The sequence below is a fragment of the Shimia sp. MIT1388 genome (assembly GCF_047124445.1).
Lineage (GTDB): Bacteria > Pseudomonadota > Alphaproteobacteria > Rhodobacterales > Rhodobacteraceae > Shimia.
In genome coordinates, this window is the sequence record NZ_CP138921.1 from 765,765 (window position 1) to 788,278 (window position 22,514).

The following is a 22,514-nucleotide window of genomic DNA, read 5'->3' on the forward strand; positions in this document are numbered from 1 at the left end:
CAAAGGTTTAGGCTTTTGCCCGCTGCACCATGCCAAACAGATCGCGTGGATCGTCCGGGTCTGCCAGCATGTCCAGATCTTCGTGGAACGGTGTCTGAGCCACCTTGTCGCGGATATAGCGCAGGGCAGAGAAGTCCTCGATGGCAAAGCCAACACTGTCAAACAGGGTGATCTGCCGCGCGTCGCGACGGCCTTGCTTCTCACCCATGATCACTTGCCAGAGTTCCGTGACCGCAAAATCCGGGTCCATCTGTTGGATTTCGCCTTCGATGCGGGTCTGTTCAGGGAACTCCACAAACACGTCAGAGCGCTCCAGAATGCCTTTGGCCAGTTCCGTCTTGCCCGGGCAATCCCCACCAATCGCGTTGATATGCACACCAGCGCCAACCATGTTGTCGCTCAGAATGGTGGCGTATTGCTTGTCTGCGGTACAGGTGGTCAGAATCTGTGCACCTTCAATGGCTTCTTCAGGCGTTTTGCACACCACAACCTTTAGTCCGCTGTCTTCCAGATTGGCCGCGCATTTCGCGGTGGCCGCAGGGTCTTTGTCATAGAGTCGCACAGATTTCAGGCCGATGATGGCTTTCATCGCAAGCGTCTGAAACTCCGACTGCGCGCCATTGCCGATCATCGCCATCGTGTGTGCACCTTTCGGCGCGAGGTACTTGGCCGCCATGGCGGAGGTCGCGGCTGTGCGCAGGGCGGTCAGAATGGTCATCTCGGTCAGCAGCACCGGATAGCCGGTATAAACGTCCGCCAGCAGGCCAAAGGCGGTTACTGTTTGCAATCCTTCGGCGGTGTTCTTGGGGTGACCGTTTACATACTTGAAGCCATAGGCCTCACCGTCAGAGGTCGGCATAAGCTCGATCACGCCCACATCAGAGTGGCTCGCCACACGTGGGGTTTTGTCAAACAGCTCCCAACGACGGAAGTCCTCTTCGACATAGTCGGCCAGATCCTTGAGCATTTGCTCCACGCCCACATGGTGCACAAGGCGCATCATATTGTCGACCGAAACAAAGGGAACGAGAGCTTTTTCAGAGGGTTGTGTCATTTAGTTGATCCCCAAAAGATTACGAGAAACTGCGTGTCGGGCGGTCAAACACACGGCGGCCAAGAGCAGAAGCGGCCAGGTCGACCATCAGCTTGGCTGTACGTCCGCGTTCATCCAGGAACGGGTTGAGCTCCACCAAATCGAGCGAGGTCATCAGCCCGCTGTCATGCAGCATCTCCATCACCAGATGCGCTTCACGGACGGTTGCGCCCCCCGGAACCGTGGTACCGACGGCTGGTGCCACTGAGGGGTCAAGGAAGTCGACATCGAGCGAGACATGTAACATGCCGTTCTGGGCCGCCACATGCTCCAGGAACGCCGCAAGCGGCCGGGCAATGCCGTTTTCATCGATCTCGCGCATGTCGTGACGGCGGATCTTGGTTGCCTGCAGCGTTTCGCGCTCCGCATCGTCCACCGAGCGCAGCCCAATCATACAGATGTTTTCTTCGGGCACAGGGTTTTTGACAACTGGGAAGGCATCAAATCCTTTACGACCGGCGAAATAGGCCACGGGCGTGCCATGCAAATTGCCGCTGTCCGTGCTTTGCGGGGTGTGGAAATCCGTATGCGCGTCCAGCCACAGAACAAACTGCGGACGGCCCTGACTGGCGGCGTGATTGGCAACACCGGCCACCGTGCCTGCTGACAAACTATGATCACCCCCCATAAAGATTGGGAAGCCGTCACGCATGGCGGTTTCTGCCGCCTCAGTGAGCGCAGTGGTCCAGGCGACAGTCTCGTTGAGGGCGTGCAACTCGTGATCCTGCGCGTCCGGTTCAAACGGAGCCGGGGACAGGTTGCCAAGGTCCTGAACGCTGTGGCCCAAATTTTGCAAGGTTTCGCCCAATTGGGAGGTGCGGTAGGCGTCGGGGCCCATCAAGCAGCCTCTGCGGCGTTTGCCGCTGTCCACCGGAGCGCCCACCAATAAGCAGTTTTTCTGTGTCATTCTTGATCCCATGTTCGGCGATTTGGGAAAAAATCCTTCCGAAATGGGTTGATTTACACCCCTCAATTTGCACATAACGAGCAGTGATTTCTCAAATCGACAGTGAGGGCTGCGCAATATGGACGATATTGATCGGAAGTTGATCTCGGCGCTGCGCCATGACGCACGGGCGTCTTTGTCGGATCTGGCCATCGACCTTGGTGTGTCCCGTACCACAGTCCGCGGCCGAATTGAACGCTTGCATCAACGCGGCGACATTGTTGGCTTTACCGTGGTCCTGCAGGAAGACGCCAAAAGCGATCCAGTGCGTGGTCTCATGATGCTGGGCATCGAAGGGCGCGGCACCGACCGGATTGTTCGCCAACTGACTGGTTTGACCGCTGTACGCGCCATCCACAGCACCAACGGGCGTTGGGACCTCATTCTGGAGCTTGGCACCGATACATTGGATCACTTGGATGACGTGCTGACGCAAATCCGTCGTCTGGATGGGGTCGCAACAAGTGAAACCAACTTGCTGTTGTCAACGCGCAAATCCGGTTGAGGGCTTGCGCGTTACCAACTGACTTATTTGAGTTTTTTGATGGCGTAGACCCAGAGGGCCGCGGCGCCAAGAGACAGTAAAGCGTTGTAGTTGGCCATGGAGAGGCCGAAGAGCTCCCAGGGAATCTCGTCACACCGCACCAGCGGGGCGGACATGATCTGGTTAAACAGATCATCAGCGCTCATGTTCGACACATCCGAGCTTGTGCAAGTGGAAGGCCCTTCCCACCATTTGCGCTCAACGCCGGTGTGATAGAGGCCCACGATCCCGGACACCGCCGCACCGGCCGCCGCCAAATAGGCCAAGAGCCCGAGGCCGGTCACGATTGCCAACAAGCCCGCGCCTGCGGCCACCCAATGTGGGTACCGCTGGTAGTAACACAGTTTGCAGGGCGGCATTTCGCCAATGAATTCAAAGCCCCAGGCCCCGAGGATCATCGCCACCGAGAAGCCGGTCAAAAGCACATAGGCCAGTTTTTGTGTCCGTTTCATAGATATTTCACCGCAAGAAAGCCGCCAAACAGCAGGATCAGGAAGAGAGTGGTCACAAGGCCTAGGCGTTTTTCGATAAAGTTACGCACTGGCTCGCCGAACTTGCGCAACAGCGCCGCCACCAGGAAGAATCGGATGCCGCGGGCCAAAACCGAGGTCGCCATAAATGTCGCCAATGGCATGTGGGTGAAGCCGGACATGATGGTGATGACCTTGTAGGGGAAAGGCGTGATGCCAGCGCCCAGGACGGCCCAGAAGCCAAAGTCATTAAACCGTGTGGAGAACTCCGCCACCGCATCGGCTTTGCCCAGCGACTGCAAAATTGGTTCACCAATGGTTTCGAAGGCGAAGTAGCCAATGGCGTAGCCAAACAATCCGCCGATCACCGAAGACACCAGAGCCACCAGCGCGATCAGCCACGCTCGGCTGGGGCGGGCCAGAATCATCGGGATCATCAAAACGTCCGGTGGGATCGGGAAAAACGAACTTTCGGCAAAGCTGACAATGGCCAAGGCCCACAATGCGCGTGGATGATCTGCCAGGCGCATGGTCCAGTCGTATAGGCGTTGCAGCATGAAAAGTCTCTTTGGCCTGTCTAGTGTTCTGTCTTGCCTAGGCATTTGCCTTTGAAGTGCAAGCAAATAAATTGTGATCACGTCTCGGTTTGCAAATTTCCGCAGATCAAAATCTTTTCGTTTTGTGGCTGGACCTTCCTCCCATCCTTGGCTAAATCAAACCCGTGGCCCAAGTGGCGGAATGGTAGACGCAGGGGATTCAAAATCCCCCGATGGCAACATCGTGAGAGTTCGAGTCTCTCCTTGGGCACCACCTCGCTGACAGATCTATTTGTTACAAACGCGTACAGGTTTGTTTGCATGTGTCACACTTTTTTCCGCGAATCCCACAAAATTGCTGGAAAACCCAACCTTGGCCCCCTAGCACTATGCATCAACTGGGTAGGCGCACCATGGGTGGGGCCTCAAAGGGCAGGGGGAGAGGCAATATGCACAGGGCGATCCGCGCCATTGCGCAGAGCACAGCGATTCTTGGCGGCTTGGTGCTTACTGCGTTAATTCTACTAACTTGTGTGAGTATTCTGGGGCGCTCCATCAGCACCCTGGCGCATACGGCGTTTTTGGAGCGCATCGCCAATGGCTTTGCCACGTGGCTGCAAACGTCAGGGGTTGGCTCGGTCAATGGCGATTTTGAGTTGCTGGAAGCCGGAGTGGCCTTTGCCATCTTTGCCTTCCTGCCGATCTGCCAGTTGCATGGTGCCCATGCCACCGTGGATGTCTTCACCAATTTTCTGCCGCAACGCGCCAATCGCTATTTGATCGCCTTTTGGGAATGTGTGCTGGCGGCGGTGATCGTGCTGATCACCTGGCGTTTGTTTGCCGGGTTGCAAAGCAAATACGCCTATGGCGAAACCACCTTTTTGCTGCAATTTCCGGTCTGGTGGGCCTATGCCGCCAGCTTTGCGGCAGCCTGTGTGGCCTCATTGGTGTCAGTATACTGCGCGGCCATGCGCATCTGGTCGGCCCTGACAGGGCGCGGCTCCATGACCGCGATTGGAGAGACGGCAAAATGACGAACTTGGAACTGGGCTACCTGTCGTTTCCGGTCCTGCTGGTAATGATTTTCTTGCGCGCGCCTATTGGGCTTGCGATGATGCTATGTGGATTGGGCGGGCTCTACATGGTCACCGGCAATCCCAACATGTTTTTGGCCAAACTGAAGTCAGAGACCTACACAACTTTCTCCAGCTACTCGCTGACCATCATTCCTATGTTTTTGCTGATGGGGCAGTTCGCAACCCAATCCGGCATGTCCAAAGCACTGTTCAAAGCAGCGGAGAGCTGGTTGGGGCACAAGAAGGGCGGCGTCGCCATGGCGTCTGTCGGGGCCTGTGCGGGCTTTGGTGCGATCTGTGGCTCGTCTTTGGCCACAGCGGCCACTATGAGTCGCGTGGCCCTGCCAGAGATGCGCCGCTATGGCTACTCGGGCGGCTTTTCCACTGCAACTTTGGCGGCGGGCGGCACCTTGGGCATCCTGATCCCACCCTCAGTGATCCTGGTGATCTACGCCATTCTCACCGAACAAAACATCGCCAAGCTTTTCCTTGCTGCCTTCATCCCCGGGATCCTGGCCGCTTTGGGCTACATGCTGACCATCTCGATCTATGTGCGCCTGTATCCAGACGCGGCAGGGACGCGGCCGGCCGTGCCACTGGCGGAGCGCTATCGCGCGCTTCTGGATGTTTGGCCGGTTCTACTGGTGTTTGGGGCTGTGGTGGGCGGCATCTACTTTGGCTGGTTCACCCCAACCGAGGGCGCAGCTGTGGGGGCGGCGGGCACGGGCCTGATCGCCTTGGTCAAAGGCAACCTGACGTGGGCCATCCTGAAAGACTGTATCATCTCCACCGCCACCAGCACTGCGATGATCTTTTTCATCGTGTTGGGAGCAGGCATCTACAACGGGTTCCTCGCGCTTAGCCAGGTGCCTCAGGAACTGTCCAATTGGGTGATTGGACTTGGTCTGGGACCGTGGATGGTGCTTTGCCTGATCCTGGCGTTCTATCTGGTCTTTGGTTGCCTGATGGACAGCCTCAGCATGATCCTGCTGACCGTGCCTATCTTCTTCCCGGTAATCCTGGGCCTGGATTTTGGCATGAGCGCGGAGCATGTGGCGATCTGGTTTGGCATTCTGGTGCTGATCGTGGTTGAGGTCGGGCTGATCACGCCGCCTGTGGGCATGAACCTTTTCATCATCAATGCGATGGATCGCAGCACCCCGATGGTAGAGACCTATCGTGCTGTGATCTGGTTTGTGGGGTCGGACATTGTCCGGGTCGTCTTGTTGGTGGCCTTCCCGGCGATCACTCTGTTCCTGCTTCCGGGGTAGAGATACAAAAAGGGCGGCCCAAGTGGCCGCCCTTTTTAAATCTTGAAGCATCACTTCTTGCTGACCCGTCCGCGCTTTTTGCGGATTTCGGCGATCTTCTTGCGTTCCCACTCTTCGCCGAAGCTTTCGATGTGTTCCTGCGCAATTTGCAGTGCGCCGAGGCCTTTGCGGTTGCGGAAGTAGAAGTCGACACCCAGATCCGCCAGTTCTTCCATATGACGGATCAGAACCACCGGCTTCAGATCGTCGTCTTCCGCAATCATATGCGCCACGGTCTCACCCAGGCCTGTGCGCCAGTTGATGTCCGCCCCGCGCTCAATCAACAGGTTGATCAGCGCCATACGACGGGTCTGCGCCTGACCTGCCAGATGCAGCGGGTTACGCTCATCCGCGTTGCGCGCGTCCATATTGGCACCCTGTTTACACAGCTCGTCAGCGGTGTCTTTTTTCTCCGCAATGATAGCGAGGTGAAGGGGGGTGTTCTTGTTTGGATCAACCACGTCGATCTTTGCGCCGAGCTTGATCAATGCGCGAATGTTGCTGGCGTGGCCGGATTCGGCGGCAGCGTGCAAAGGCGTGCGCCCATTGCTGTCCACCGCGTTGGGATCTGCGCCCATACCAACCAGTGTTTTGATCGCCTTGGTGCCTTCCGAGCGGCTCGAACCAGCGGCCAAATGCAGTGGTGTCACGCCTTGCTTGTCCTGCGCCACAGGGCTCAGCCCCATGTCATAAAGCGCATTGATGCCCGGCATGTTTTTGGCTTCCGCAGCCGAGTGCATCGCCGTGCGACCGCGATCGTCCTCCGCTTCGATTTCGGCACCCAAGAGAGTCAGTACCTCGAACTTCTTCTGTGCCAGCGGGGAGCGCGCGGCGTAATGGAAAGCCCCTTCGCCAATCTCGGACGTGGCGTTCACGTCCACACCTTCTTCGATCACTTTTTCAAAGATTTCGAAGTCCGAACAGCGGGCGGAGGAGTGAATCAATCCCTCGCCAAACCGGTTGAGCGTTTTGGTGTTGGCGCCAAGCTGTGACAATGTCGCAAAGGACACGCGGCCCAAGGCTTCCATCGAGCTGTTGATCGGCGTTTCGCCCTGCTTGTTTTCGGCTTCCAGATTGGCGCCAAACTCATGCAGTTTCTTGATCACCTCGACATGGCCAAATTTCGCAGCAAAATGCAGCGGGGTCTCATCAAACTCGTTTCTGCTGTCGACGTCTACGCCGCGTTCCAGCAAGGTTTGCAGCACTTCCATACGTCCCCAACGCGCTGCGTCATGCAGTAGGCTGGCGCCGTATTTGCGGTGTTTGGTCAGGTCTGCCCCCAGGGTTTCCAGAGCCCGGAAAGCTGCCGGATTGTCCGCGTTGATGGTCAGGAAAATCGGCGTCTCGCCACGGGCATTTAACGCCTCCATATCCGCACCCAGGCTGTGCAATTTGCGCATTGCCACCAACTGGCTGGCTGCAGAGGCGGTGTGCAGCGCGGTGTTGCCCTTGGAGTCCTGATCTTCAAGGCCAATGCCATTGCCAATCAGACGCTCATACAGGCGCACATCGCCCGCCGCCGCAGCCTTGTGCAGGATAGTTCCGCCATCTTTCCGTCGCGCGGTCGCGTCAGCGCCCATCTCGACCAGCGCGTCAAACATACGTCCGCCGTCATCGCTTGTGGCACAAAAAATTGGAGTTTCTCCACGATTGGCCGGAGCGTTCAGGTCGGCGCCATGGGCTGCCAAGGCTTTGAGAGTTTCGTAGTTTGAGGCTTCCACGGCGACATGCAATGGTGTGAGACCGCCATCACCCGGATCTGAAACGTCCAATCCAAAACCGACCAGCTTCTGGATGACATCCACATTGCCCAAGCGGGCCGCAACATGCATCGGGCCCCACTTTTGTGGGCTTTGCAGTATGAAATTGAAGCCGAAGCCGACCAAACGATCCAGTTTTGCAGCCGGATCATGGGCCTGCGCCGCGCCTTCAAGCGCCTGATAGAAAATCGCGTGGGAGCGCTCTTCCCGTTTGAGGGCCACTTCGATAACCGCCGCCATGGTCTCCACCGAGCCATAGCGCGCTGCCCAGGTCACGGCAGAGGCATCTGCGGTCAGGTTCAGGTCAATCCGCGCGCCGTTTTCGACCAAAAACCGGAAGATTGTTGGCTTTTTCAAGGTGGCCGCAAACAGCAGCGGGCTGGTCCCAAAGGCGCCTTGAAAGTTCACGCCGCTGCCCACTTTGGCGTTTTCGCGCACCGCGTCAAAATCGCCAGCGGCCACGGATAGCATCAGGTCAGAAATATCGCCGTCCTTCATCAGCCCTGCAAGCGGGCCGGTTTGAACGTCATTTGGTGCCGCGTCGATCAGCGCAAAGAGGTCTTCGGCGGAGGCGGCTTTTACTAGTTGATCCAATTTTCAGCTCCCACTGGTTGGTCCATATCGACTAGCGAGAAGAAGTTGAGAGACTCTGAAAATTGACTTTCCAATGCATAAAATGCGGGCAATCCGAGAACTGGCAATTCGGACACATCGCCGTTTGCGACCAAAGGCCAATAGGCAAAGCCCATGTTTTTCTAGGTGGTAGAGCAGGGGAGCCCTATAGTTTTGCCAGTTCGGGGAGGAACAGACATGGCACAAGAGACAAAGAAGAAAAGTTCGACAGTGGCTTTGCTGGCTGCTTTTGCAGTTTTGCTGGTCACAATTTTGGCGTTTGGCTGGAACGTGCTGTTATCCGCAGTCCTTGCTGCTGCGACCTTTTTCGTTGTGGTCCAACTGGGCGGAAAGAAGCCCGCGGAAGAGGATGCCCTCAAGAGCTCTGCGACCGCGCACAATGTGTCGCCCGCCGTGCCGCAAACGCCTGAAGCTGCGCCGGAAACGGCAGCGCCCACAGCGCAACCTGCAACCGCGCCCGTGCAGGCTGTGGCCGCATCCATGGCTGGTCAGGTCAAGCTGGGTACGCTACTGCCCGGTGAGCGGGAACTGGCGGACCGGCGCGGTGGCTGGCGCTACGAAGGCTAGACAATTCCCTATGTAGCTGATTGAGTTTTCTTCGAAATTGCCTGGTCTCAGGTCCCCTTCGGGAAAACAAAATGATCCGCTTCTACGTCCGTATTCTGCGCGCCACTGGCAAGGTGCAAATCCTTCTGGTGGCGCTCTCGCTTGTTGTCGCCGCTTTGGCCGCCGTGCCGCTTCAATTTCAAAAAGACATCATCAACAGCCTTGGTCCTGATCTTGAGGTCAACACGTTGATCTGGATGTGTGGCGGGTACCTTGCGGTCATTGTTGTGACCAACATCTTCAAGTTTGTTCTGAACTACCGCAGCAACCTGCTTGGGGAGGCCACCATCCGCCGCATCCGCAGCGCCGTTTATGAGGCGCGGCATGACACCTCGCAGGATCTGGCGATCCAGAAACAGTCTACCGGCACCATCGCCACCATCATTTCCGCCGAAGCCGAGGAAGTGGGGCGCTTTGTGGGGCAGGCTTTGGCCAATCCGGTGGTGCAACTAGGCACGCTGGTCTCGGTGGTGTCCTTTGTGGCCGCCACCCAGCCCTATCTAGGCGGTTTCCTCGTGGCTATTGTGGTGCCGCAGGCGCTGATCGTTCTTTTGTTGCAGGAGCGGGTGAATCGGCGCGTCAAAGAGCGTACCATTGTGCTGCGCCATGCAACGGGCACCTTGTCAGAAGAAAACCTGGCCGAGGTCAAAACCGCGCAACAGGCGGTGTTGGATGACTTTGATGAAATCTATGAAACCCGGCGAGGCATCTTTCGTCTGAAGTTGTCGATGAAGTTCATGATGAACATTCTCAGCGGCATGGGCCTTGTCGGTATCCTGATGATCGGTGGTTTCCTGATGATGGAGGGGCGTGCCGACATCGGCACGGTGGTGGCCTCTATCTCAGCACTGGAGAAAATCAACGGTCCATGGCGGCTGTTGCTGAACTTTTACAAAGAACTCAGTTCAGTACGGGTCAAATTTGATCTGATTGTAGGCGATGGTTTGACGGCGCAAAGAGCCAAGCCGGCGAAGCCCTGACAAAACAAAAGGCGCCGAAAACGGCGCCTTGGGAAACTTTGGTGAACTGGTGGTGGGACAGCCACCAGCCTTGGATCTGTTTACCGACCCCACGTACGCACGGGACCACAGTCCATATGCACAAAGTTGGAGCCCGAGTAGCGGCCAACACCACCGGCGCGGCAGGCCGCAGCAGCTTTCGCCATCTGATGCACAGAGCGCGAACCGAGGCGCAGGTCTGCGGCCTGGCCCTTCATGTGCAGGGAGTTTTTGGCCACACCGCGAGAGCGGGAACGCAGCATCGCATTGGTTTTTGGACTGCGGTAACCAGAAAGTAACATATAGGGTTCATTCACATCCATAAGGTTGTGTGCCGCTGCCATGATGTCGATGGTACGTGTGTCGATGCCGATCACATCGTTGGTGCGCCAATCCCGCATAAATGCGTTGATTTCTTTCACCGCGTCTTTGATGTACTTGCCTTCGACCCAATAGATGGTGTCGATGCGCTCCCCGGTCCGACCGGAGTACATCTTCAATCGGCGAATATCGCCACCACCGCGCAGGAAGCCTGCTGCCTTGGAGTAGGTGGGTGCCGCCACAAGTGCGGTTGCTGCAAACGCGCCCAATAGGCCGCGCCGTGTCATGCTCAGAGAGCCGTCTTTTGGTTCATTCATGTTTCAGCGCCTGTCCCGTCGCTTACCTGCCACCGCGATGTTACGCGGCCGTGATTTCATCTTGATCCCCTCAGATGTGCGGTTTTTATGACACATAGGGAATCTTCAACCAAGAGTTCTTTTCTGCCTTGACCAAGCGTAGTGCCGAATTTCGGCGAAACTTTGCTTAATTGATGAAGAATTGGCCTCCATCTGGCCCCGACACAAACTGGGTAACACGGCAACAGTTGAATAAAGGTTTATTCAGTTTGCGAACTTGTGATTGGACAGGTGAGACTATAGTCAAGCACCGTACAGGACAGCTTTATGACTTTGGGAATGTAACATGGTTCACAGGATGCTAACGCGCGGAATTCTAGGCTCTTTTCTCGCTGCGATTTTTGCGGTTTTGGTGCTCACAAATGGCGCGCAAGCTTTTCCGGCTTTTAAGCAGGCCGTGGCGGAAGCCGCCGCCAGAGATACGGATGTGGCCGCGTTTTATCGGGAATCAACCTATGAACCCGTGTGGACAGGCGAGGGTGATTCCTTTGTGGCCCGCCGCAAGGCGCTGATCGCGGCTCTTGGACGAGTGGAAGATCACGCGCTTCCCGCAGAACGGTACAACACTGATCAACTGGTGGCTCAGATGGCCGGTGCGCGCAGCGTGCGCGACCTTGGCATGGTCGAAGTGGCCCTGACCAAAGCCTATTTGAAATATGCCCGTGACATCAATTCCGGCATGCTGGTGCCGTCCCGTGTCGACAATGGCATCGTGCGCGAGATTCAGCGCCGCGACCGCACTGAGTTGATGCACAGCTTTGCCGCCGCCGAAGACCCCAAAGCTTTCCTGAGGTCTCTGGCGCCACAGACCCAGGAATATACTCGTCTGATGAAAGAGAAGCTGCGCTTGCAGCGTCTGATCGCCAATGGCGGCTGGGGCGCAACCGTGCCGGTTGCCAAGCTGGAGCCAGGCAATTCCGGGAATTCCGTGATTGCGCTGCGCGACCGCCTGATGCGCATGGGCTTCATGCAACGCTCGGCAACCGCGCAATATGATCGCGAAATGGAAAAAGCTGTTCAGGCGTTTCAGATCGCCCATGGTTTAGAAAGCGACGGTGTTGCAGGCAAAGGCACCATCACCGAGATCAACGTTTCCGCTGAGGAGCGTTTGAAGTCAATCATGGTGGCGATGGAGCGGGAACGCTGGTTGACCCGTGAAAGCGTTGGCCGCGAAATCTTGGTCAACCTGACTGACTTCACCGCCAAAGTGATGGATGATGGCAAGCTGACCTTCCGCACCCGTTCGGTGATTGGCAAAAACCAGTCCGACCGCCGCAGCCCGGAGTTCTCCGACACCATGACCCATATGGTGATCAATCCGACCTGGAACGTGCCGCGCTCGATTGCCACCAAAGAATACCTGCCGATGCTCAAGAAAAACCCCAACGCCGTGAGTTATCTGCGTTTGGTGAATGGCCGTGGCCAGACTGTGGATCGGGGCTCCGTGGATTTCTCACAATTCTCCACCCGCAACTTCCCGTTTGACATGAAGCAGGCGCCGGGCAACCGCAACGCACTGGGTCTGGTGAAGTTCATGTTCCCGAACAAGCACAACATCTATCTGCATGATACCCCACAGAAGGCTCTGTTCCTGCGCGAAACCCGCGCCTACAGCCATGGCTGTATCCGTCTGCAGCAGCCGTTTGACTTTGCCTATACGCTTCTGGAGCCTCAGGAGAGCCAGCCGAAGGACTTCTTCCACAAGACCTTGAATACCGGTCGCGAAACCCGCGTGGATCTGGATGTGCCGTTGCCGGTACACATCATCTACCGCACGGCTTACACCGAGGCCAAAGGTCCGGTGCAATACCGCCGTGATGTCTACGGCCGGGATGCCAAGATCTGGAATGCACTGGCCAACGAAGGGGTGGCGCTGACCTCCCATCAGGGATAAAACGCCTCCAAAGTCATTTCGGAGGACCGCGCATGGCGTTTACTGTTCGAGAGATTGCTGCGGCAATTGACGCGGAGGCGCATGGCAACACCGATTTGATCGTAGAACATGTGTCAGAGCCGGCTTCGGCCGGCCCTGACGACCTCGCGCTTCTGACCAATCCCAAATTTGCTGATGGACTGTCCAAAGGTCAGGCACGGGTTGCGTTGCTTTGGGACGGTGCGGACTGGCAGGCCATGGGGCTGGAGGCGGCAATCACCGCCAAGCGCGGCCGCTATGCCATGTCTGGTCTGTCTCGCATGATGGATCTGGGCCAGCATTTTCCCGAAGGCATCCACCCCACCGCTTTGATTGATGATACTGCCACCATCGGCGAAGGCGTGACCATTGCACCCTATGCAGTGATTGGTCCGCGTGCGCAGATTGGCGCCGGCACGGTGATCGGCCCGTTTTGCCACATCGGTGCAGACAGCCGCATTGGCATCAATGGAATGTTGCGTGACCATGTCTCCGTTGGCGCACGCGTCACCATTGGGGACCGTTTCTGGTGCCAGCCAGGCGCGCGCATCGGGGCGGATGGCATGTCCTTTGTGACTCCGGAGGCCAGCGGCGTGGAAAAAGCCCGCGCCTCGCTTGGCGATCAAGGTGACGTCACTGAACAGGCCTGGGCCCGTATTCACTCGCTTGGTGCCGTGACCATTGGAGACGACGTCGAGATTGGCGCCAACACCTGCGTCGACTATGGCACCGTGCGCGACACGCGCATCGGCAACGGCTGTAAAATCGACAATCTGGTGCACATCGCGCACAATGTGGTGGTCGGCAACGATTGCCTGTTTGCAGCGCAGGTTGGCATTGCCGGCTCAACGGTCATTGGCAACAACGTGGTGTTTGGCGGCCAGGTTGGTGTGACGGACAACACCACCGTTGGCGACAACGTCATCGGCGGTGGCGCCACCAAGATCCTTAGCAAAGTGCCAAAAGGTCAGGTGCTTCTCGGCTACCCCGCGGTCAAGATGGACACCCATTTGGAAATGTATAAAGCCCTGCGACGTCTGCCCCGTTTGGCCAAGCAATTTGCCGATCTTCAAAAAACTGTTTCAAAACTCGGTTCAAAGACGTAAGTCCCCGCGCTAAATTGCGGACAAAGCCGATCAAAGGATGAGACTATGAGTGTCAAAGACCGTGTCATTGCGATTGTGGCGGAGCAGGCCGTGCTGGAACCATCAGATGTGACCATGGAAAACACCTTGGAAGATCTGGGCATTGACAGCCTTGGCCTGGTCGAGAGCATTTTTGCCATCGAGGAAGAATTCGACATCTCAATCCCGTTCAATGCCAATGAGCCGGAAAACAGCGAATTTGACATCTCCTCTGTGGCGACAATCATCGCAGGGATCGAAAAGCTGGTCGATAACGCATCAACGGCATAACCGGCGGTTCTTTGAAAGTATAAGGCAAGGACTATGAAACGGGTCGTTATCACAGGCGCGGGCACCATCAACGCACTGGGTCACAACGTGACGCAAACGCTTGAGGCCATGCGCGAAGGGCATTGTGGCATTGGACCGTTGGAGATGCGCGATGTGGACCGGCTGGCGGTGCAAATTGGCGCTCAGGTTCGGGATTTTGCCTCCGATACAATCTTCAATCGCCAGCAAATGGCGCTCTATGACCGGTTCACCCAATTTGCGCTGATCGCCGCCCGTGAAGCACTGGCCCAATCCGGACTGGAGTTTTCCGGCGCGCTGTCCGCCAAATCCGGCGTGGTTATGGGCAATTCCGGCGGTGGTATGCAAACGCTGGATGAGAACTACCGCACAGTCTATGAGGACGGCAAAAACCGGGTGCACCCTTTTGTGGTGCCCAAGCTGATGAACAATGCCGCCGCGAGCCACATCAGCATGGAGTTCAATCTCAAAGGCCCGAGCTTCACTGTGGCCTCGGCCTGTGCCAGTTCCAATCACGCCATGGCGCAAGCCTTTCAGATGGTGCGCTCCGGCATGGCGCCAGTGATGATCACCGGTGGCACAGAGTCCATGCTGTGCTTTGGCGGCGTCAAGGCCTGGGAAGGCCTGCGTGTGATGTCCAAGGATGCCTGTCGCCCGTTCTCTGCCACCCGCAACGGGATGGTGCAAGGTGAGGGCGCCGGTGTGTTTGTCTTTGAAGAGATGGACCATGCCAAAGCCCGCGGAGCCGACATTCTGGCCGAGGTGATTGGCTTTGCCATGACCTCGGATGCAGCCGACATTGTGATGCCCTCCCGCCAAGGCGCGTCGCGCGCGATTGCCGGTGCACTTGAGGATGCTGGCGTCAACCGCGAGGAGGTGGGCTACATCAACGCCCATGGCACGGGCACTGCGGCAAATGACAAAACTGAATGCAGCGCGGTGGCGGACGTTTTTGGCCCCCATGCTGACCGGCTGATGATGTCCTCGACTAAGTCGATGCACGGGCACTTGATTGGCGGCACAGGCGCCGTCGAACTGCTGGCCTGTATCATGGCACTGCGAGACGGCGTGATCGCCCCCACAATCGGCTATGAGGAGGCGGATCCGGAATGCGCATTGGATGTGGTGCCCAACGAGGCACGCGAGGCCACCATTGAGGTGGCGCTATCCAATGCCTTTGCTTTTGGCGGTCTCAATGCTGTTCTGGCCCTGCGCAGGGTCTGACGTTTCAAACAAAAAGGCCGCCCTCAGAGGCGGCCCAATTTCTGAAACTTACGCCCACTTACTGGCCATTGTTTTCGGCTTTCTCAAACGCTTTCGTGAAGCCTTTGAGGGACATGTTCACATTCACCGACTGGGTTGGCGCCAGCGCAGGCACAATGCTCAGCACAGCCTTGTTGCCACTTTTGAAGTTGGCAATGTCTTCAGCGCTCAGACCAATACGCGCGATGCAGCCCAGTTGGTTGCAGAAGGCAAACGGGTAGCGCCGCGTGGTTTTTCCGTCCACAGACATGGTCAGTTGTGCGGTCAGCAGAGTTTCCAAAGGAACAATCACAGTGGCCCCTGCAACCGCTTCACCTTCAGCAACTGGCAAGGAGAACAAGGTGACTTCAGACACCGGGTTGCCCGTGTCGTCGCGCATAAGTTGATACATGCGGCACGGGCGCGGCTCGGGGCCAGTGGTTGCGCATTGCAGATCCCAGTCGCCAATGATCTCAGACGACACATTCTCTTCCAGCTGCGCGGGCGAGACAGGTTGCGCGGCTTCGTTCACCGCTTCGCCCATGGCCAGGGAACCGTCCGCCAGGGAAGGAACCCCCTGCGCCAGCGCAGGGCCAGCCATCAGAGCCAAGGAAACGGCTGTCGCAAAGATAGGGAAGTTTCGCATGTCTGTCTGTGTCCTTTGCATGTCTTTCTGCCCGCTTATCATGACCCAGTGGCTTTGTCAGGATTGGGTTAACTAAAACCCGGCGCATCCCAGCAGAAATTTGCTGATACCTTCCGGTCATTTTGCGAGGACTGTCCAGAGTGCGAAGGCTGAAGTGCAAGGGTATTCACCCAAAAGAAAAAGGGCCCGCAAAGGCCCTTTTCCAAATTTTTCACTCCCCGTCGGACTGGCCGACTTATTCATTGCCGAAACGCTACGAAGAAATGGGGCTCCGGTCAACAGCAAAAGTAGAAGTTTCTGCGCTGTTTTTGTTCAAAAAAAAGGCCGCACATAAAGTGCGGCCAGTCTCAACAGGGAGGAGTTCCGTTCCAAACCCGTTTGGGCTGTTCCAGAACAGTTTTGAAACTGCCATATAAAGGTTAACAATGTATGTGACGCACGTTTTTGGGTGTTAAAAATAAGGGACTTTAGGGGTAAGCGACTGATGGATGGTAAGATTTTTTTGGGCGGCGGTGGCGCGGATTACGCTGAAAAGCAGGGTCTGACGCTAAAATATGCCAACCGACACGGGCTGATTGCAGGGGCCACGGGCACCGGTAAGACCGTAACGCTTCAGATTCTCGCCGAGGGTTTTGCCGCTGCGGGCGTGCCGGTCTTTCTGTCGGATGTGAAAGGGGACCTGTCCGGTCTCGCCGCCGCCGGAAGCGCCGATTTTAAGCTCCACGACGCCTTCACATCTCGCGCGGAAAAGATCGGTTTTGACAACTACCTCTATGAGTCTTTTCCTGTCACCTTCTGGGACCTTTTTGGCGAACAGGGCCATCCGGTGCGCACCACAGTTGCTGAAATGGGACCTCTGCTTTTAGCCCGGTTGATGGAGCTCAGCGAGGCTCAGGAAGGCATCCTCAACATCGCTTTCCGTCTGGCAGATGAGCAAGGCATGCCGCTCTTGGACCTTAAGGACCTGCAGGCCTTGCTGGTCTGGGTAGGCGAGAACCGAGCAGACCTTGCGCTGCGTTATGGCAACATCTCTGTGAACTCCATCGGCGCCATTCAACGCCGCCTGCTGGTGCTGGAAAACGAAGGCGCCACCAAGCTCTTTGGCGAGCCTGCGCTGGAGTTGGACGATCTGATGCGCACCGCACCGGACGGGCGTGGATACATCAACATTCTGGCCGCCGACAAGCTTATGGGCTCGCCACGGCTGTATGCGACCTTCCTTCTGTGGCTCCTCTCTGAGTTGTTCGAAAGCTTGCCGGAAGTGGGCGACCCCGACAAACCCAAACTGGTGTTCTTTTTTGACGAGGCGCATTTGCTGTTTGACGGGGCTCCCAAAGCCTTGGTCGACAAGGTGGAACAGGTGGCCCGCCTGATCCGCTCCAAAGGTGTGGGTGTCTACTTTGTTACTCAGAACCCCGATGACATCCCCGAAGACATCCTCGGTCAATTGGGCAACCGCGTCCAACACGCTCTGCGCGCCTTCACCGCGCGCGACAAGAAAGCCCTGCGTCTGGCCGCAGAAACTTACCGCCCCAATCCTCGATTTGTGACGGAAGAGGCCATTCGCGAAGTTGGGGTAGGGGAAGCTGTCACTTCAATGCTGATGAAGAAGGGCGTGCCGGGCATTGTCGAGCGTACGCTGATCCGCCCGCCATCCTCTCAACTTGGCCCGCTGGCACCTGCAGATCGCAAAGCAGTACTCGCTAATTCCTCACTTGCTGGGAAATACGACACGCCAGTGGACCGCCGGTCTGCCTATGAAATCCTGACCGCCCGCGCCAAAGCGGCTGCACAAGAAGCCGAACAGTTGGAAGCCCGCGAAGAAGACATGGCGCCCATGGAGCGGGAGTTCACCGCCGCACGGCGCTATTCGGGTTCCCGCGTGCGGCGCTCTTCCGCCAGAACACTGCGGGTGCGGGCGGATGACACCTTTGGTGAGGCCATGACCAAAATGGTGATGAAGGAACTCTCCGGAACCACAGGCCGTCGCATCGTGCGCGGCGTGCTGGGAGGTTTGTTCAAAGGGCGCTAAGGCGCTTTCTCTTTCAAAAAGTACCTTCGCCGAAAGCAAAAGGCGCCCCACCGGGGCGCCTTTTCTTTACTTCTCCGGGATCAAGCCGCGTGGGCTGAACCTCAGCACCAGCAACAGGATCACCCCCATGGTCAACAGCCGCATATGCGCCGCGCTGTCGATCAGGTGCTTCCTGAGGCCACTGTCCTCCGCCATGCCCGAGGTGATCACTTCCATCAGCCACAGCCCCATCGGCTCCACCTGCACCCAGAGGAACCAGATCAGGAACCCGCCAAGCACCGCGCCAAGGTTGTTGCCAGAGCCGCCCACAATCACCATCACCCAGATCAGGAAGGTGTAGCGCAATGGGTTATAGGTGCCCGGCGTCAGCTGCCCATCCAGCGTGGTCATCATCGCACCGGCAATGCCACAGACCGCAGAGCCAATCACAAAGATCTGCAAGTGACGGTTGGTCACGTCTTTGCCCATGGCCTCTGCCGCCACTTCATTGTCGCGGATCGCGCGCATCATCCGACCCCAGGGGCTTTTTAGCGCGAGTTGTGCCATCACGAAGATGATCGCCAGAACCACTGCAAACAGGATCGAGTAGTTGAGCTTCACAAACAGGGACGAGGCTGTTGCCACATCCATGCCAAGTCCCTCGGCCCGGTTGATGAACGCGGACGAGTTCTGCAGGTCGATCTCGTAAGGAACTGGGCGGTCCAGCCCGACCATGTTCTTCACGCCGCGTGCCAGCCAGTCTTCGTTTTTCATCACCGCAATGATGATCTCGGCAATACCCAGCGTTGCAATCGCCAGATAATCCGAGCGCAGACCAAGCGCTGTCTTACCAATCAGCCAGGCCACGCCAGCGGCCAACAGGCCCCCCATAGGCCAGGCCAGCAGCACCGGCAGGTTCAGGCCGCCCAGGTTGCCTTGCAGCGCCGGATTGATCGCCTCCACTGCCGCCACACCGGGATCGAAGATGCCGCGATACAGGAAGAAACCCACAACCAGAATGGCGATGGTGGCAATGTTGCGCGCGCGGCCTGCCGCCATGCGCTGACGCACCATCACCGTGGCGACAATTGTGCCAGCGCCTGCAAGTAAGGCGATTACAATGCGCCATCCACCTGCGCTCCACGCGCCTTCAACGGGCGCAGCAGAGGTCAGCACCACGGCCAGGCCACCCAGAGCAACAAAGCCCATGACACCCACGTTAAACAGCCCGGCAAAGCCCCACTGCAGGTTCACCCCCAAGGCCATGATGGCAGAGATCAAACCCATGTTGAGAATAAGCACAGCCACGTTCCAGCTCTGCATAAACCCGGTCAGAATGAGCAGGCCAAAGACCAGACCAAACAGAGCGGTGTTTTTTGTTGTCTCGCTCATACCGATTTCCCCTTGAACAGGCCGGTCGGCTTAAACAGCAGGACCACAATCAGGATCACGAAGCTGACGGCAAATTTGTAGTCTGTGCTCAAAAGCTGCACGAGGCTGGAGGGTTCCAGGCTTTCTGGCAGCATGTATTTCAGCACTTTCTTCCAAGCGTAAGTGATGGTGACTTCAGAGAAGGCAATCACAAACCCACCAGCAATGGCGCCCAACGGGCTGCCAAGGCCGCCGACAATGGCCGACGCAAAGATCGGCAACAGCAGCTGGAAGTAGACAAAGGGTTTGAAGGACTTGTCGAGGCCGTAGAGCACACCGGCGGTGGTCGCGAGCGCGGCCACAATCAGCCACGTGTACATCACCACGCGCTCCGGGTTGATGCCCGACAACAGCGCAAGATCTTCGTTGTCCGAATAGGCGCGCATCGACTTGCCTGTGCGGGTCCGGTTCAGGAACCAGAACAGCAGCGCCACGGCAATTATTGCCACCACAACGGTGATGCCTTGGGTGGTTTTGATCGCCAGACCTTCTTTAAGGCCGGTCAGGGCTTTGAATTCCCGCACCGAGATGATGAAGCGCTCGCCATCAGCAAACTTCTGATCGTTTGGACCGATGATGAAACGCACCAGACCGTTCATGATGAACATCACGCCCATCGAGACAATCACAAGGATCACCGGCTTGGCCTTTTGCTCACGATAGAAGCGATAGACCACGCGGTCGGTGATCAACACCAGCGCCATGGTACCCAGTATGGCAAAGGGCAGGGCCAGCAGAGCCGTTGGCAGCGGGCCAAAGCTCACGCCCATCGATTGCAGGAACCAGGTGACCAGAACGCCAATCATCGCGCCAAAGGCCATGGTGTCGCCATGGGCAAAGTTGGAGAACCGCAAGATGCCGTAGATCAGAGTAACCCCCAGCGCGCCAAGCGCCAGCTGGCTGCCATAGGCAATCGCAGGGATGATGACAAAGTTAGAAAGCGCCACAAGGGCGTTGAGAAAGTCCATTAGTTTAACACCTCGCAGTGTCCGGAGAGTGTCCAGATGTGCCGGTTGACAGAGCCAGCCGCCATCTCGCGCAGGACAAAAGTTGGCTTGTTGGCCTCATTGTCGAATGAAAAGTTTAGAAGGCCACGCTCGCCAGTAGCGCCGGATTGATACCAATTGACGTCGCTGAAGAAAGGACGTGCTTCTTTCAGCGTAACGCTCACACTATCTCCTTTTAGCGAGACTGTTCGCCGTTTTGCTTCCAAAGCAAAGGATTTGCTAGAATTGCGGCAGGTGTCAGTGATTTGGTCGGTCAACACACCGTCAACGACGTGACAGCCATCGGTTCCGTTTACGCACTGGCAAAACTTCTCTGCCGAGCAAAGGTAATCAGTCTGAGCACTTAAAGCTGACGTTGGTAATAGTGCCGCCGCCAGAAGCGCTTGCGCTGGTTTTCTGGTTGTTATTTGAAGCATAACGATCAGCCCCCCAAGAACGACTTGCGGACTTCTTCATCCGCGAGCAGGTCTTTGCCGGTGCCGGTGTAGGCATTGCGCCCTTGCACCAGCACGTAGCCTTTGTCGGCAATCTCCAGCGCCTGACGGGCGTTTTGCTCCACCATCAGGATTGGAATGCCGGTGCGGCTGACTTCGATGATCCGGTCAAACAGTTCGTCCATCACGATGGGCGACACGCCTGCGGTTGGCTCATCCAGCATCAGCACCTTTGGCTGGGTCATCAGCGCACGGCCCACGGCCACCTGTTGACGTTGACCACCGGAAAGCTCACCGGCTGGCTGGTTGCGCTTTTCCTTCAGGATCGGGAAGAGGCCATAGACCTGTTCCATCGTGTCGGAGAAATCATCGGTTCGGATAAACGCACCCATTTCGAGGTTCTCTTCCACAGTCATAGAGGTAAAGATATTGTTCACCTGCGGAACAAACCCCATGCCCTTGGCCACGCGGGCCTGTGGCGACAGCGCGGTGATGTCTTCGCCATCCAGCCGCACCGAGCCCTGGCGCAGGTTCAACATGCCAAACACCGCTTTCATGCCGGTGGATTTACCCGCGCCGTTTGGCCCGACAATCACGGCAATCTCGCCCGGGTTCACGGCGATGGTGCAGTCATGCAAAATGTCCGGCCCATCTTTGCCGTAGCCGCCGGTCATGCTGTCGCCGACCAAAAAGGCGTCTGTTGTGTTCATTTCTTTGCCGGTCCCCACGGCGGGCGTCATTTCGCCTCCGCCTTTGGGGTTGGCTATCGTGGCGTCTTTATTGCCGCGATCGTCCTGATACGGGTTTCCCGTCATCACTCACTCCCCGCTGAAATCGCATTTTGGGATCGATTTTTGCACCTCCGCGATACAGTCGCGATACAGACGCAATACCGACGTGCCTTTTGGCCCTTATGCGTTCAGCTGTTCCTTGTTTTTGAGCCCGGTGCCGAGGTAGGCCTCGATCACCTGTTCGTTGGCTTTGATCTCATCCAAAGTGCCTTCTGCGAGCACTTTGCCTTCGGCCATACAGATCACCGGATCACACAGGCGCCCAATGAAATCCATGTCATGCTCAATCACCACAAAGGTGTAGCCACGCTCTTTGTTAAGCCGTTGAATCGCATCACCAATAGTGTTCAGCAGGGTGCGGTTCACCCCGGCGCCAACCTCGTCCAGAAAGACAATTTTGGCATCCACCATCATGGTGCGTCCCAGCTCCAGTAGCTTCTTCTGACCGCCGGAAATCTGACCGGCCTTGTGGTCCGCCAGATGTTCAACCGTAAGGAATTCAAGCACTTCGTCGGCTTTCGCCCGCAACGCGCGCTCCTCATCCGCAATCCGCTTGCGCCCAAACCAGGTGTTCCACAGTGTCTCACCAGATTGCCCGCCAGGCACCATCATCAGGTTCTCGCGACAGCTCATCGAGCTGAACTCATGCGCGATCTGGAACGTCCGCAGCAGCCCTTTGTGGAACAGCTCATGCGGCGGCAGGCCTGTGATGTCCTCACCGTCCATGGTCACTCGGCCGGAGGTTGGTTGCAAAACTCCGGCGATCACATTGAAAAGAGTGGTTTTTCCGGCGCCGTTTGGCCCGATAAGTCCGGTGATTGATCCCGGTTCGATTTTCAGGTTCGCTCCGTCAACAGCGCGAAACCCACCAAAATGTTTGTGAACGTCTTCTACGACGATCATAGCATTTCCCCCATGCGCAGTTCGTGCCGCGCCTTATATATTGAAAAACAGCCCG

22 protein-coding genes and 1 tRNA gene are annotated in these 22,514 nt (G+C 57.1%); 11 read left to right on the forward strand and 12 right to left on the reverse strand.

What is annotated here, in order from left to right:
- Positions 1 to 7 precede the first annotated feature (7 nt).
- Together SIB92_RS03785 and rocF are read right to left on the reverse strand one after the other, a co-directional pair.
- The gene (locus SIB92_RS03785; RefSeq protein ID WP_412554560.1) at positions 8 to 1,054 is read right to left on the reverse strand and encodes an ornithine cyclodeaminase; all 1,047 of its coding nucleotides are present in this window, start codon (positions 1,052 to 1,054) and stop codon (positions 8 to 10) included.
- A 19-nt stretch (positions 1,055 to 1,073) separates the two neighbouring features.
- Positions 1,074 to 2,000, reverse strand: a complete 927-nt coding sequence (rocF, locus tag SIB92_RS03790; protein WP_412554561.1) for an arginase — start codon at positions 1,998 to 2,000, stop codon at positions 1,074 to 1,076.
- Between the two features lie 118 nt (positions 2,001 to 2,118).
- Between rocF and SIB92_RS03795 the strand changes: the two genes are divergently transcribed.
- Positions 2,119 to 2,544 carry an Lrp/AsnC family transcriptional regulator gene (locus tag SIB92_RS03795; RefSeq protein WP_412554562.1) on the forward strand — a complete coding sequence of 142 codons (426 nt, stop codon included), beginning with the start codon at positions 2,119 to 2,121 and terminating at the stop codon, positions 2,542 to 2,544.
- Positions 2,545 to 2,567: 23 nt separating this feature from the next.
- Here the strand turns inward: SIB92_RS03795 and SIB92_RS03800 are convergent, their stop codons facing one another.
- Both SIB92_RS03800 and SIB92_RS03805 read right to left on the reverse strand, forming a co-directional pair.
- Positions 2,568 to 3,035: a disulfide bond formation protein B gene (locus tag SIB92_RS03800; protein WP_412554563.1), complete on the reverse strand. Its 468-nt coding sequence runs from the start codon at positions 3,033 to 3,035 to the stop codon at positions 2,568 to 2,570.
- Entirely contained in the window at positions 3,032 to 3,610 is a 579-nt protein-coding gene (locus SIB92_RS03805) for a YqaA family protein (protein ID WP_412554564.1), read from the reverse strand. The genes SIB92_RS03800 and SIB92_RS03805 overlap by 4 nt, the downstream gene beginning before the upstream one ends.
- A gap of 167 nt (positions 3,611 to 3,777) precedes the next feature.
- Here SIB92_RS03805 and SIB92_RS03810 point away from each other — a divergent pair.
- From SIB92_RS03810 to SIB92_RS03820, 3 genes are all read left to right on the forward strand, one after another.
- Positions 3,778 to 3,863 (forward strand) — tRNA-Leu (locus tag SIB92_RS03810).
- A 175-nt stretch (positions 3,864 to 4,038) separates the two neighbouring features.
- A complete protein-coding gene (locus SIB92_RS03815) occupies positions 4,039 to 4,623 on the forward strand; it encodes a TRAP transporter small permease (RefSeq protein ID WP_412554565.1) in 585 nt (194 codons plus the stop codon).
- Positions 4,620 to 5,936: a TRAP transporter large permease gene (locus SIB92_RS03820; protein WP_412554566.1), complete on the forward strand. Its 1,317-nt coding sequence runs from the start codon at positions 4,620 to 4,622 to the stop codon at positions 5,934 to 5,936. The genes SIB92_RS03815 and SIB92_RS03820 overlap by 4 nt, the downstream gene beginning before the upstream one ends.
- A 50-nt stretch (positions 5,937 to 5,986) precedes the next feature.
- On the opposite strand, the gene SIB92_RS03825 is transcribed toward SIB92_RS03820, so the two are convergent.
- The gene (locus SIB92_RS03825; RefSeq protein WP_412554567.1) at positions 5,987 to 8,329 is read right to left on the reverse strand and encodes an ankyrin repeat domain-containing protein; all 2,343 of its coding nucleotides are present in this window, start codon (positions 8,327 to 8,329) and stop codon (positions 5,987 to 5,989) included.
- A gap of 216 nt (positions 8,330 to 8,545) precedes the next feature.
- On the opposite strand from SIB92_RS03825, the gene SIB92_RS03830 reads away from it, so the two are divergent.
- Both SIB92_RS03830 and SIB92_RS03835 read left to right on the forward strand, forming a co-directional pair.
- Complete coding sequence (locus tag SIB92_RS03830; protein WP_412554568.1) at positions 8,546 to 8,935, forward strand: hypothetical protein; 390 nt, start codon at positions 8,546 to 8,548, stop codon at positions 8,933 to 8,935.
- A 71-nt stretch (positions 8,936 to 9,006) separates the two neighbouring features.
- Positions 9,007 to 9,954 carry an ABC transporter transmembrane domain-containing protein gene (locus tag SIB92_RS03835; RefSeq protein ID WP_412554569.1) on the forward strand — a complete coding sequence of 316 codons (948 nt, stop codon included), beginning with the start codon at positions 9,007 to 9,009 and terminating at the stop codon, positions 9,952 to 9,954.
- 80 nt (positions 9,955 to 10,034) lie between these two features.
- On the opposite strand, the gene SIB92_RS03840 is transcribed toward SIB92_RS03835, so the two are convergent.
- Positions 10,035 to 10,610 (reverse strand): YcbK family protein, encoded by a 576-nt coding sequence (locus SIB92_RS03840; RefSeq protein ID WP_294118802.1) that lies wholly within the window; start codon positions 10,608 to 10,610, stop codon positions 10,035 to 10,037.
- A gap of 337 nt (positions 10,611 to 10,947) precedes the next feature.
- Here SIB92_RS03840 and SIB92_RS03845 point away from each other — a divergent pair, with 337 nt between their 5' ends.
- From SIB92_RS03845 to SIB92_RS03860, 4 genes are read left to right on the forward strand one after another with little or no spacing between them, the layout of a single operon-like run.
- Positions 10,948 to 12,543 (forward strand): L,D-transpeptidase family protein, encoded by a 1,596-nt coding sequence (locus SIB92_RS03845; RefSeq protein ID WP_412554570.1) that lies wholly within the window; start codon positions 10,948 to 10,950, stop codon positions 12,541 to 12,543.
- Positions 12,544 to 12,575: 32 nt separating this feature from the next.
- Positions 12,576 to 13,667, forward strand: a complete 1,092-nt coding sequence (gene lpxD / locus SIB92_RS03850; protein WP_412554571.1) for a UDP-3-O-(3-hydroxymyristoyl)glucosamine N-acyltransferase — start codon at positions 12,576 to 12,578, stop codon at positions 13,665 to 13,667.
- A gap of 45 nt (positions 13,668 to 13,712) precedes the next feature.
- Positions 13,713 to 13,976, forward strand: coding sequence for an acyl carrier protein (locus tag SIB92_RS03855; protein ID WP_412554572.1), 264 nt, complete (start codon positions 13,713 to 13,715; stop codon positions 13,974 to 13,976).
- 33 nt (positions 13,977 to 14,009) lie between these two features.
- The gene (locus SIB92_RS03860) at positions 14,010 to 15,218 is read left to right on the forward strand and encodes a beta-ketoacyl-[acyl-carrier-protein] synthase family protein (protein ID WP_412554573.1); all 1,209 of its coding nucleotides are present in this window, start codon (positions 14,010 to 14,012) and stop codon (positions 15,216 to 15,218) included.
- Between the two features lie 58 nt (positions 15,219 to 15,276).
- On the opposite strand, the gene SIB92_RS03865 is transcribed toward SIB92_RS03860, so the two are convergent.
- On the reverse strand, positions 15,277 to 15,882 hold the full coding sequence (locus SIB92_RS03865; RefSeq protein WP_412554574.1) for an invasion associated locus B family protein: 606 nt from the start codon (positions 15,880 to 15,882) through the stop codon (positions 15,277 to 15,279).
- A 484-nt stretch (positions 15,883 to 16,366) separates the two neighbouring features.
- On the opposite strand from SIB92_RS03865, the gene SIB92_RS03870 reads away from it, so the two are divergent.
- The gene (locus SIB92_RS03870; protein ID WP_412554575.1) at positions 16,367 to 17,914 is read left to right on the forward strand and encodes a helicase HerA-like domain-containing protein; all 1,548 of its coding nucleotides are present in this window, start codon (positions 16,367 to 16,369) and stop codon (positions 17,912 to 17,914) included.
- A 66-nt stretch (positions 17,915 to 17,980) separates the two neighbouring features.
- Here SIB92_RS03870 and SIB92_RS03875 read toward each other — a convergent pair whose 3' ends face one another.
- The 5 genes from SIB92_RS03875 to SIB92_RS03895 form a co-directional block, all read right to left on the reverse strand.
- On the reverse strand, positions 17,981 to 19,285 hold the full coding sequence (locus tag SIB92_RS03875; RefSeq protein WP_412554576.1) for a branched-chain amino acid ABC transporter permease: 1,305 nt from the start codon (positions 19,283 to 19,285) through the stop codon (positions 17,981 to 17,983).
- Entirely contained in the window at positions 19,282 to 20,292 is a 1,011-nt protein-coding gene (locus SIB92_RS03880; RefSeq protein WP_294118812.1) for a branched-chain amino acid ABC transporter permease, read from the reverse strand. Before SIB92_RS03880 ends, SIB92_RS03875 begins: the two co-directional genes overlap by 4 nt.
- A complete protein-coding gene (locus SIB92_RS03885; protein ID WP_412554577.1) occupies positions 20,292 to 20,588 on the reverse strand; it encodes a hypothetical protein in 297 nt (98 codons plus the stop codon). Before SIB92_RS03885 ends, SIB92_RS03880 begins: the two co-directional genes overlap by 1 nt.
- Before the next feature lie 164 nt (positions 20,589 to 20,752).
- The gene (locus SIB92_RS03890) at positions 20,753 to 21,580 is read right to left on the reverse strand and encodes an ABC transporter ATP-binding protein (RefSeq protein WP_168591714.1); all 828 of its coding nucleotides are present in this window, start codon (positions 21,578 to 21,580) and stop codon (positions 20,753 to 20,755) included.
- A 96-nt stretch (positions 21,581 to 21,676) separates the two neighbouring features.
- Positions 21,677 to 22,459, reverse strand: a complete 783-nt coding sequence (locus SIB92_RS03895) for an ABC transporter ATP-binding protein (protein ID WP_412554578.1) — start codon at positions 22,457 to 22,459, stop codon at positions 21,677 to 21,679.
- Between the last annotated feature and the right edge of the window lie 55 nt (positions 22,460 to 22,514).

What these genes read in the sequence shown, in the direction of transcription:
- SIB92_RS03855 (WP_412554572.1), top strand. Translation starts at nt 13,713, where the DNA reads ATGAGTGTCAAAGACCGTGTCATTGCGATTGTGGCGGAGCAGGCCGTG.
- SIB92_RS03895 (WP_412554578.1), bottom strand. Translation starts at nt 22,459, where the DNA reads ATGATCGTCGTAGAAGACGTTCACAAACATTTTGGTGGGTTTCGCGCT.
- SIB92_RS03820 (WP_412554566.1), top strand. Translation starts at nt 4,620, where the DNA reads ATGACGAACTTGGAACTGGGCTACCTGTCGTTTCCGGTCCTGCTGGTA.
- SIB92_RS03890 (WP_168591714.1), bottom strand. Translation starts at nt 21,580, where the DNA reads ATGACGGGAAACCCGTATCAGGACGATCGCGGCAATAAAGACGCCACG.
- SIB92_RS03805 (WP_412554564.1), bottom strand. Translation starts at nt 3,610, where the DNA reads ATGCTGCAACGCCTATACGACTGGACCATGCGCCTGGCAGATCATCCA.
- rocF (WP_412554561.1), bottom strand. Translation starts at nt 2,000, where the DNA reads ATGACACAGAAAAACTGCTTATTGGTGGGCGCTCCGGTGGACAGCGGC.
- SIB92_RS03845 (WP_412554570.1), top strand. Translation starts at nt 10,948, where the DNA reads ATGCTAACGCGCGGAATTCTAGGCTCTTTTCTCGCTGCGATTTTTGCG.
- SIB92_RS03875 (WP_412554576.1), bottom strand. Translation starts at nt 19,285, where the DNA reads ATGAGCGAGACAACAAAAAACACCGCTCTGTTTGGTCTGGTCTTTGGC.
- lpxD (WP_412554571.1), top strand. Translation starts at nt 12,576, where the DNA reads ATGGCGTTTACTGTTCGAGAGATTGCTGCGGCAATTGACGCGGAGGCG.
- SIB92_RS03785 (WP_412554560.1), bottom strand. Translation starts at nt 1,054, where the DNA reads ATGACACAACCCTCTGAAAAAGCTCTCGTTCCCTTTGTTTCGGTCGAC.
- SIB92_RS03860 (WP_412554573.1), top strand. Translation starts at nt 14,010, where the DNA reads ATGAAACGGGTCGTTATCACAGGCGCGGGCACCATCAACGCACTGGGT.
- SIB92_RS03880 (WP_294118812.1), bottom strand. Translation starts at nt 20,292, where the DNA reads ATGGACTTTCTCAACGCCCTTGTGGCGCTTTCTAACTTTGTCATCATC.
- SIB92_RS03865 (WP_412554574.1), bottom strand. Translation starts at nt 15,882, where the DNA reads ATGCGAAACTTCCCTATCTTTGCGACAGCCGTTTCCTTGGCTCTGATG.
- SIB92_RS03835 (WP_412554569.1), top strand. Translation starts at nt 9,007, where the DNA reads ATGATCCGCTTCTACGTCCGTATTCTGCGCGCCACTGGCAAGGTGCAA.
- SIB92_RS03870 (WP_412554575.1), top strand. Translation starts at nt 16,367, where the DNA reads ATGGATGGTAAGATTTTTTTGGGCGGCGGTGGCGCGGATTACGCTGAA.
- SIB92_RS03795 (WP_412554562.1), top strand. Translation starts at nt 2,119, where the DNA reads ATGGACGATATTGATCGGAAGTTGATCTCGGCGCTGCGCCATGACGCA.
- SIB92_RS03830 (WP_412554568.1), top strand. Translation starts at nt 8,546, where the DNA reads ATGGCACAAGAGACAAAGAAGAAAAGTTCGACAGTGGCTTTGCTGGCT.
- SIB92_RS03800 (WP_412554563.1), bottom strand. Translation starts at nt 3,035, where the DNA reads ATGAAACGGACACAAAAACTGGCCTATGTGCTTTTGACCGGCTTCTCG.
- SIB92_RS03840 (WP_294118802.1), bottom strand. Translation starts at nt 10,610, where the DNA reads ATGAATGAACCAAAAGACGGCTCTCTGAGCATGACACGGCGCGGCCTA.
- SIB92_RS03815 (WP_412554565.1), top strand. Translation starts at nt 4,039, where the DNA reads ATGCACAGGGCGATCCGCGCCATTGCGCAGAGCACAGCGATTCTTGGC.